This window comes from Rhodococcus sp. P4_B6, assembly GCF_056402215.1.
Genome location: NZ_JBFUHV010000288.1, coordinates 1 through 7087 on the forward strand (window position 1 = coordinate 1; position 7087 = coordinate 7087).

Consider the following 7087-nt stretch of genomic DNA (forward strand, 5'->3'; position numbering starts at 1 on the left):
GGTCGAGCGCGGCCAGCAACTCCGCGGGCCGGCGCGTGCTGATCAACCAATAGGGGGTCGGGTCCTCGGGGTCGTCGAGCACGATCAGTGCCATCGGCTTGACCCAGACCCGGTGTTGCACGAAGGCGGCGGGGTCGAGCTGACGGCCGAGCGCCGCACTCTTCGCCGAACCCGGTACCTCGGCGACCCGCGCGATGACGTCCACCGGCAGATGCGCCTGTCCGACGCGCAGGTGGACGCCGCTCGGTTCCTCGACGACTTCGACCCGCAGGCGGCTGAGCCAGACGAGCCCCCACACGGGCAGGGGCAGGAGCAGGACGTACGGCAGCCACGCGCGCAGGCCGGGCGCACCCATGTGCACCTCCGCGGCGAGCAGTCCGGCGACGAACAGGCCCACTGCCCACCACCAGACGGGCACCCACAGGCGCTCGGAGTACAGCACGGGCGAGGCGTTATCGGTGGGCGCGACTTCGGGCCGGGACGTTTCTGACACCCGACCAGGATAGTCGGTGTCTGAGAGTAGGCTCGGTGCACGTGAGCGACCTATCTCCCGGCCATTCTCCCGCCGCGACCCCCACCATTCCGCCCGTCGCCCTCCAGCGGCTGGACCCGGGCATTCCGGTTCCGCAGCGCGCGCACGACGGCGACGCAGGTGTCGACCTCTGCAGCACCACCGATGTGACCATCGAGCCGGGGCGCCGGGTCCTCGTCGGAACCGGCATCGCGGTCGCGTTGCCCCTGGGCACCGTCGGGCTGATCCACCCCCGATCCGGGCTGGCGGCCAAATCGGGATTGTCGGTGGTCAACACCCCCGGCACCATCGACGCGGGATACCGGGGCGAGATCAAGGTGTGCCTGATCAATCACGACCTCGAGACCCCGATCGAGATCCGGCGGGGCGACCGGATCGCCCAACTGCTCGTGCAGCGGGTCGAACTGGTGTCGTTCGTCGAGGTCGAGTCCCTCGACGGCACCACCCGCGGCAGCGACGGGCACGGGTCGAGTGGAGGCCACGCCAGCCTCGTCGGCAATGCCAGTGAAGGAGCCTGATCATGTTCGGACGTCGTAAGAAGGCGGAAGCCGAGGCCGACCGGCCCGATTTCTTCGAGGACGCGGAGACGGACGCCGCGGATGACGACGCCGACGCCGCGGACTACGAGGACGACTACGACGCCGTGACCGAGGTGGACGGCGGTCCGTACGACGCCGACGACCTCGAGTCGGGCGCCGACCTCACCGTCGGCGAGGTCGGGACCCGCCTCGACCTCGGTTCGGTCCTCGTGCCGATGCCGCAGGGCGCCCAGTTGCAGGTCGAGATGGCGCCCGACGGTTCGCCGCAGGCCGTGCATCTCGTCACCCAGCACGGACGCATCACGGTGGCCGCGTATGCGGCCCCGAAATCTCCCGGTCAGTGGCGCGAGGTCGCGGGTGACCTCGCCGAATCGTTGCGCAACGACAACGCGACGGTGAGCGTCGAGAGCGGACCGTGGGGACGTGAGGTGTTCGCCGTGACCCCGAACGCCGACCTGCGCTTCATCGGCGTCGACGGCTACCGGTGGATGGTGCGCTGCGTGGTCGCGGGACCGAGCGGTGGCAACACAACCGACTCGGAACTCGTCGCGACCGCCCGGGCGATCCTGCGTGACACCGTGGTGAAGCGGGGAAACGAGCCGAACCCGGTGCGGACCCCACTGCCGGTGGTGCTGCCCGACGCCCTCGCTCAGCAGCTGGCCGCCGCCCACCAGCAGCAGCTGGCGCAGCAGCAGGGAGGCGCCCCGCAGCAACCGGCTCCGCAGCAACCGGCGCAGCAACCGGCCCCGGGTTCGCAGGGCGAGCAGCAGCAGCCGCCGCAGGCCCCGGCCCAGCCGCAGCAGCGTCGCGGCGAATCGGGTTCGGCGATGCAGCAACTCGGTCGCTGAGCCCGCGTCCGGCTGGGGATTGCGGGGGGATTGCGGGGATGACGACGCTCAGGCCGTGTGCAGGATCGAGTCCAGCGCGCTGAGGCACGTGTAGCCGAGAACCGCCGGATCGGCGCCGATCTCGTCCAGTGTGACCGTGACGAGGCCCGCGTGCGGTAGTCGTTCGGACCAGGTGCGGGCGACCTCGAGGGGGTGCACGGCGTCGTCGGTCGCGGCGGCGATGCCCACCGGCGCCGTGATGCGCTCGAGGTCGTCGAGACCGGGCGCGTGATACTCCGACGCCTCGTCCAGTGCCGCGGGGAGGTGCGGCCACTGGGATCGCCAGGATTTCGCCAGTTCCCGGCCCAGCCACGGTGGGCTGGAGGCGATCATCTCGGCGGTGACCTGTTCGAGGCCGTCCGCCCGCAGCCGGGCGGCGGTGAACCGGGCGCTGGCGGCGGCGGGGGCGTCCGCGGCGGTCCCGGTCCACGCGGGCAGCGCCGCGAGTACCCCCGCGACACGATCGGGGTGTGATCCTGCCCACTGCAACGCCACCGCGGCGCCGATGGAGACCCCGCCGACGAGGATTCTTCCGTGCTGTGCGGCGGCGCCGTCGAGCGCGTCGAGGTAGCTGCCGACGACCCTCCGGGGATCGGGTTCGACTGCGACCGTACGCACTCCACGGCTGGTCAGGGGCTCGGTGAAGGCACGGGCGACGAAGTCCGCATCGGACCCCGTACCGGGGAGCACGACGGCCACGGACGGCCGGTCATCAGAGGGCATGAGTTGATCCTGCCTGGTGCGTCACAGCGGCCTCCCGGTGGTGTGGTTGCGGGGAACCAATGGGTCTACAGTGGCGAATACACAGCCCTACGAGCGGCGCGAAGATCTCGCGTCGCACATGCTCCAGGAGCGCGCAATGGCACCCGCCACGGCAGGATATTTTCGTCGGCTGACTCGAAGGCTCACCGAAGACCTCGAGCAGCTGGACGCCGAGGAAATGGCCGAGACGTCTCAGGCGTCCGGCGCACAACGTGCCTGCGACTGCAGCCGCGGCGAAGAGGTCACCATGCTGGGACGGCTCCGCAGTGTGGAAGCCTGTCCGAAGTCCGGAAACGCCAGCATCGAGGCGGAATTCTTCGACGGCACGGAACAGATCAAGTTGGTGTGGATCGGGCGGCGGCGAATTCCGGGTATCGAGCCGGGCAAGACGCTGCTCGTGCGTGGACGTGTCGGTGAACGCGACGGCCAGAAGGTGATCTTCAACCCGTATTACGAGCTGCGCGGCGACTCGTAGGGTCCGCCTTGTGTGGCACTCTCGTTGAGTGACCGAAACGAAGCAGCAATCCATACTCGACCAGCTCGGTGGTATCAGCGGGCTGATCTATTCGACCCTGCCCATCCTGGTCTTCGTTCCGGTCAACGCTGTATGGGGTCTGGGCCCGGCGATCTGGGCGGCCCTCGGCGTCGCCGTCGCGATTCTCGTCTGGCGTCTGGTCCGCCACAGCCCCATCCAGCCCGCGGTGTCCGGGTTCTTCGGCGTCGGTATCTCCGCGTTCATCGCCTACCGCACAGGCGATGCCAAGGGGTACTTCCTGTTCGGCATCTACACGAGCCTCGCGTACGGGGCGGTTTTCCTGGTCTCGATTCTGGTGCGCCGGCCGCTCGTCGGCCTGATCTGGGGCTTCCTCAACGGCCACGGCAATCTCTGGCGGCGCCATCGCGGCGCTGTGCGCGCCTACGACGTGGCCACCGCCGCCTGGGCGCTGGTGTTCGCGGCCCGATACCTCGTGYAGTCGCAACTCTATGATTCGGACCAGACCGGCTGGCTCGCGTTCGCCCGCATCGCGATGGGCTGGCCGCTGGCCGGATTGGCTCTCCTGGTGACGATCTGGGCCGTGCGCCGGGCCGACCGGATCGTCGAGCCGGGTCCGACCGAGGCCACGGGCGTACCGACCGACGACACGGAAGCGGGCGGCCCCCGGGAGGAAACCGACCGCCCCTGAGTGCGGTCCCTACCCGGGGCCGCCTGAGCGCTGACCGACTGTGCCGGAGAAGAATTCGGCGCTGCTCGCGCCGGGCGGCTACGAGAGCCCGACCGCCGCGCGCAGGTCGTCCTCGACGTCCACCGCGGCGACGAACAGCAGCTCGTCACCGCCCTCGAGCGGATCGTCCTGCTGCGGCACGATGACTCGTCCACCGCGCAGGATGGTGACCAGCGCGGCGTCGCGGGGCAATTGCAGCTTGCGGACGGGTTTCCCGGCGAGGGGCGTGTTGTCGGGCAGCGTGATCTCGACGAGGTTGGCCTGCCCCTGGCGCAGCGTCATCAGCCGCACGAGATCGCCTACCGACACCGCCTCCTCCACCAGCGAGGCGAGCATCCGAGGTGTGGACACGGCGACGTCGACGCCCCAGGACTCGTCGAACAACCACTCGTTGCGCGGATCGTTGACGCGGGCGACCACGCGGCTGACCCCGAACTCGGTCTTCGCGAGGAGGCTGAGGACGAGGTTGGCCTTGTCGTCACCGGTGGCCGCGATCACGACCTCGTAGGTTTCCAGGGAGGCCGTCTCGAGGCTGCTCAGCTCGCACGCGTCGGCGTGGACCCAGGTCGCCTCGGGCACCGACTCCTGCTCGACGTGCTCGAGTTTGCGCTCGATCAGCATGACGTCGTGTTCGCTGCGGACCAGTTCGCGCGCGATCGAGCGTCCGACTGCGCCGGCTCCTGCGATTGCGACTCTCATCGATTGCTTCCGTTCGGGTGGTCGATCGTGAACATTCTCACTGCCGTCTCAGCTCGCTGCCGTCTCAATTGTCCGAAGGCGGGGGATTGCCCGCGAGTGCCACGGCCTCGGCCACCGTTCCCGACACGGCCGCGATGTACACCTGGTCGTCGGCCTGGAACACCGTCTTGCGGTCCGGCAGGACGCCGGTGCCGAAGCGGATGATGAACGCGACCCGCGAATGGGTCGCCGCCTCCAGTTCGGCGACGGGCCTGCCGATCCAATCCTCGTGCAGGGACAACTCGGTGACCGCGACCGTTCCGGACGGGTCGCGCCACTTGGTGGTCTGGCTGTCGCGGGTGAGGGTGTGCAGGAACCGGTCCGTCGACCACGGGACGGTCGCGACGGTGGGGATCCCGAGCCGCTCGTACACGGCGGCACGCTTCGCGTCGTAGATCCGGGCGACGACGCGTTCCACACCGAACGTCTCGCGGGCGACCCGCGCGGAAATGATGTTGGAGTTGTCGCCCGACGACACGGCGGCGAACGCCTCCGCACGCTCGATACCGGCCTTGACCAGCACGTCACGGTCGAAACCCATGCCGACGACAGTGTGTCCGGGGAAGTCGGGTTCGAGGCGCAGGAATGCGGCGGGGTCGCGATCGATGACCGCGACCTCGTGGCCGATCCGGGTCAGCGAGCCGGCGAGGGATGAGCCGACCCGGCCGCATCCCATGATGACCACATACACCTTGTACTCCGTTTCTGGGCTCTGGTTTCACGTCTCGAGTACGTGCGTACCGAATCGAACCGTACAGTGCCCGGACGGAAGAGCAACCGGGACAGAGATCGCAATCCGGACACATTGGTGGGTGAGGGTCCAGGTTTTCTGCGGACGGCTTACGCTTTGGCAGTGTCAAAGCTCTCGACCGCCACAAAGCGGCTACTGCTAGGCAGACCCTTCCGGAGCGACAAGCTCGGGCACACGCTGCTTCCCAAGAGAATCGCCCTCCCCGTCTTCGCGTCCGACGCGATGTCGTCGGTGGCGTACGCCCCCGAGGAAATCTTCCTGGTGCTGTCGGTGGCGGGCATCTCCGCCTACGCCTACACCCCCTGGATCGGGCTCGCCGTCGCCGCCGTGATGGCGGTGGTGGTCGCCAGCTACCGGCAGAATGTGCACGCCTACCCGTCGGGCGGCGGCGACTACGAGGTCGCGACCGTCAATCTCGGTCCCACCGCCGGTCTGACCGTCGGCAGCGCCCTGCTGGTGGACTACGTGCTCACGGTGGCCGTGTCCATTTCGTCGGCGGCGTCCAACATCGGTTCGGCGGTCCCGTTCGTCGCCCAGCACAAGGTGCTGTTCGCGGTCGCGGCCATCGTCCTGCTGACCGCCATCAACCTGCGGGGCATCCGCGAATCCGGTGCCGCCTTCGCGATCCCGACGTACGCGTTCATCGCCGGCATGGCGCTGATGCTGCTGTGGGGGTTCGTCCAGATCTACGTGTTCGGCGACGACCTGCGCGCCGAATCGTCCGGGTTCGAACTCGAAGCCGAGGACTCACACCTGTACGGGATCGCGTTCGCGTTCCTGATCGCGCGGGCCTTCTCGTCCGGGTGTGCGGCGCTGACCGGTGTCGAGGCGATCAGCAACGGTGTTCCCGCGTTCCAGAAGCCGAAGTCCCGTAACGCGGCGACCACGCTGCTGCTGCTGGGGTCGATCGCCATCGTGTTGCTGATGGGCATCATCATCCTGGCTCAGAAGATCGGGATCGTGTACGCGCACAGCCCGGCCGAGCAGCTGATCGGCGCGCCGGCCGGCTATCACCAGAAGACGCTGATCGCGCAGATCGCGGAGACGGTGTTCGGCGGTTTCCCCATCGGGTTCTACTTCATCGCCATCGTGACGGCCCTGATCCTGGTGCTGGCCGCGAACACGGCCTTCAACGGCTTCCCCGTGCTCGGCTCGATCCTCGCGCAGGACCGCTACCTGCCGCGTCAGCTGCACACCCGCGGCGACCGTCTGGCGTTCAGCAACGGCATCCTGTTCCTGTCCGGGGCGGCGATCGCGTTCGTCGTCCTGTTCGGCGCCGAGGTGACCAAGCTGATCCAGCTGTACATCGTCGGCGTGTTCGTCTCGTTCGTGCTCAGCCAGACGGGCATGATCCGGCACTGGACCCGGCATCTGAAGACCGAGAACGATCCCGCTTCGCGCCGGCGGATGCAGCGCTCCCGGGTGATCAACTCCATCGGCCTCGCCATGACCGGTGCCGTCCTGATCATCGTGCTCATCACGAAGTTCGCGGCAGGCGCGTGGATCGCGATCGTGGCCATGGTCGCGATCTTCGTCGTGATGAAGATGATCCGGAAGCACTACGACAGCGTCGCGCGGGAACTCGAGGAACAGGAATGGGACGGGGTGCTGCCCAGCCGCACGCACTCCATCGTGCTCGTCTCCAAGCTGCACAT

At 68.4% G+C, this 7087-nt stretch carries 9 protein-coding genes; 5 read left to right on the forward strand and 4 right to left on the reverse strand.

The features are described 5' to 3' along the window. Positions 1 to 442 (reverse strand): DUF3093 domain-containing protein (locus AC1DWT_RS48580; protein WP_477926004.1); only part of this gene is annotated, 442 nt, incomplete at its 3' end. A gap of 86 nt (positions 443 to 528) precedes the next feature. On the opposite strand from AC1DWT_RS48580, the gene dut reads away from it, so the two are divergent. Both dut and AC1DWT_RS48590 read left to right on the forward strand, forming a co-directional pair. Beyond that, positions 529 to 1050 (forward strand): dUTP diphosphatase, encoded by a 522-nt coding sequence (gene dut / locus AC1DWT_RS48585; RefSeq protein WP_174705494.1) that lies wholly within the window; start codon positions 529 to 531, stop codon positions 1048 to 1050. A gap of 2 nt (positions 1051 to 1052) precedes the next feature. Further along, positions 1053 to 1919, forward strand: a complete 867-nt coding sequence (locus AC1DWT_RS48590) for a DUF3710 domain-containing protein (protein ID WP_206015382.1) — start codon at positions 1053 to 1055, stop codon at positions 1917 to 1919. A gap of 48 nt (positions 1920 to 1967) precedes the next feature. Here AC1DWT_RS48590 and AC1DWT_RS48595 read toward each other — a convergent pair whose 3' ends face one another. Further along, on the reverse strand, positions 1968 to 2681 hold the full coding sequence (locus tag AC1DWT_RS48595; RefSeq protein WP_072942338.1) for an alpha/beta fold hydrolase: 714 nt from the start codon (positions 2679 to 2681) through the stop codon (positions 1968 to 1970). Between the two features lie 136 nt (positions 2682 to 2817). On the opposite strand from AC1DWT_RS48595, the gene AC1DWT_RS48600 reads away from it, so the two are divergent. Next, complete coding sequence (locus AC1DWT_RS48600) at positions 2818 to 3195, forward strand: OB-fold nucleic acid binding domain-containing protein (RefSeq protein WP_043825920.1); 378 nt, start codon at positions 2818 to 2820, stop codon at positions 3193 to 3195. Between the two features lie 28 nt (positions 3196 to 3223). Continuing rightward, the gene (locus AC1DWT_RS48605; RefSeq protein ID WP_477926002.1) at positions 3224 to 3904 is read left to right on the forward strand and encodes a DUF3159 domain-containing protein; all 681 of its coding nucleotides are present in this window, start codon (positions 3224 to 3226) and stop codon (positions 3902 to 3904) included. 78 nt (positions 3905 to 3982) lie between these two features. Here the strand turns inward: AC1DWT_RS48605 and AC1DWT_RS48610 are convergent, their stop codons facing one another. Then, the gene (locus AC1DWT_RS48610; protein ID WP_072942334.1) at positions 3983 to 4642 is read right to left on the reverse strand and encodes a potassium channel family protein; all 660 of its coding nucleotides are present in this window, start codon (positions 4640 to 4642) and stop codon (positions 3983 to 3985) included. Positions 4643 to 4706: 64 nt separating this feature from the next. Further along, on the reverse strand, positions 4707 to 5372 hold the full coding sequence (locus AC1DWT_RS48615; protein ID WP_072942332.1) for a potassium channel family protein: 666 nt from the start codon (positions 5370 to 5372) through the stop codon (positions 4707 to 4709). Between the two features lie 162 nt (positions 5373 to 5534). Between AC1DWT_RS48615 and AC1DWT_RS48620 the strand changes: the two genes are divergently transcribed. Continuing rightward, positions 5535 to 7087, forward strand: a 1553-nt coding sequence (locus tag AC1DWT_RS48620) for an APC family permease (protein ID WP_477926003.1), incomplete at its 3' end; no start/stop codon positions are given.

What these genes read in the sequence shown, in the direction of transcription:
- AC1DWT_RS48590 (WP_206015382.1), top strand. Translation starts at nt 1,053, where the DNA reads ATGTTCGGACGTCGTAAGAAGGCGGAAGCCGAGGCCGACCGGCCCGAT.
- AC1DWT_RS48595 (WP_072942338.1), bottom strand. Translation starts at nt 2,681, where the DNA reads ATGCCCTCTGATGACCGGCCGTCCGTGGCCGTCGTGCTCCCCGGTACG.
- AC1DWT_RS48600 (WP_043825920.1), top strand. Translation starts at nt 2,818, where the DNA reads ATGGCACCCGCCACGGCAGGATATTTTCGTCGGCTGACTCGAAGGCTC.
- AC1DWT_RS48610 (WP_072942334.1), bottom strand. Translation starts at nt 4,642, where the DNA reads ATGAGAGTCGCAATCGCAGGAGCCGGCGCAGTCGGACGCTCGATCGCG.